At 67.9% G+C, this 1,276-nt stretch carries 2 protein-coding genes and 1 pseudogene; 1 reads left to right on the forward strand and 2 read right to left on the reverse strand.

Annotated features, from left to right (window positions below):
• Positions 1-379 (forward strand): annotated as a pseudogene (locus tag ACFPZN_RS56100) (guanylate kinase); the annotation flags it as partial.
• 4 nt (positions 380-383) lie between these two features.
• Here ACFPZN_RS56100 and ACFPZN_RS56105 read toward each other — a convergent pair.
• Complete coding sequence (locus ACFPZN_RS56105; protein WP_378293606.1) at positions 384-602, reverse strand: hypothetical protein; 219 nt, start codon at positions 600-602, stop codon at positions 384-386.
• 433 nt (positions 603-1,035) lie between these two features.
• Positions 1,036-1,276 (reverse strand): hypothetical protein (locus ACFPZN_RS56110; RefSeq protein ID WP_378293608.1); only part of this gene is annotated, 241 nt, incomplete at its 5' end.

Below are 1,276 nucleotides of genomic sequence, written 5' to 3' on the forward strand. Positions count from 1 at the left end.
GCGCCTGGTCGTCGAGACCGAGCGCTACGGCAACCGCTACGCCGTCGACCGCCACGACATCGACGAACTCACCGAGACGGGCCACGTTCCGGTCGTGCACATCGGCAACCTGGCCGACCTGGCGGAGCTGCGCGCCGCCGTCCCGCTGGACTGGACGAGCGTATGCCTCTGGATACCCCGCGAGGTCTGCGCCGAACGCTCCCAGCGACGAGGCGACGTCGACACACCCGCACGCTTGCGAGCATGGGACGAGACCGACGCAGACCTACGACGAGGCGAATCCCAGAAAGGCGCGGTGCCGTTCGACCTGGTCGTTCACACCGACCAAGCAGAGCCAGCCGACACGGCCCGCCGCATCATCGAAGCCATCAAGCTCTGACCGGTCACTGGGACGGCCACGGCCACCATGGCGCCTTGATCGCCGTGGCGAGTTCCTGGGGCGTGATCGCTTCCACCAGCCGCGGGGAGTCCGCCACCCGGACCAGCGCCCAGAACATCCGGGTGTGCAGCCCGAACCACAGCGGTACCCCCGGAAACTGCTCGCGCAGTTCCTCGACAGCGAGAGCCGCCGGCGACGCATCCGACCGTGCATCAGCGGTCACGACGCACCCCCACGACCGCCCGTGGTGATACCCCACGTTCCCAGCAGTGCCGTGACGGATTCAGCGGCCCGCCATGGTTGGGTGCACTGCCCCAGCCATGCGCCTGTACTCGACTGGAACCACCACAGTCCAGGCCCTCGAATGACCGAGATGCTGTCACCCACCACCGGAGCGCTTTTCGGGAACACGTGCAGTAGTGGCGGGTCCTGGTCGTACCTTCGTTCCGTAGCCCAGCCTTGGCGCCGCAGTTCTCGCGCGAGTCGATCCAGCCGCCGACACGCCCAACGCCGCTTCCAGCGATCGGCGAAGGACGGCGCGGCCGATGCATCCGGGGAGATATCCACCGACCGCGCCGCCTTCTCATCCCCCCACGGGGCCGCATCCTGCGAAGCGGCCCCGTCCGGTGATGGGATCGACGGCCCCTCCCCATCCATCACCGGGTCCGAGAGCGCTTCTTGACCTGGGCCCGTTGCCCTTCGAGCGCCGTGCGCAGCGCCTCAGCGTCGTCACGGATAACCGTCGGATCGACGCCCTCCGCAGGGTCGTGCAGGGTCGCGACCCAGTCGCCGAGTCGGCCGTCATAGCGAATCGAGCGCCAGATGCGATGACCAGGGAAGTCCGCGCGAAGCCGGACAAGGGTCGGATCCTCGACATTTCTTGATGTTCCTGTCATG

Source organism: Actinomadura rugatobispora (assembly GCF_042656285.1).
Taxonomy (GTDB): domain Bacteria; phylum Actinomycetota; class Actinomycetes; order Streptosporangiales; family Streptosporangiaceae; genus Spirillospora; species Spirillospora rugatobispora.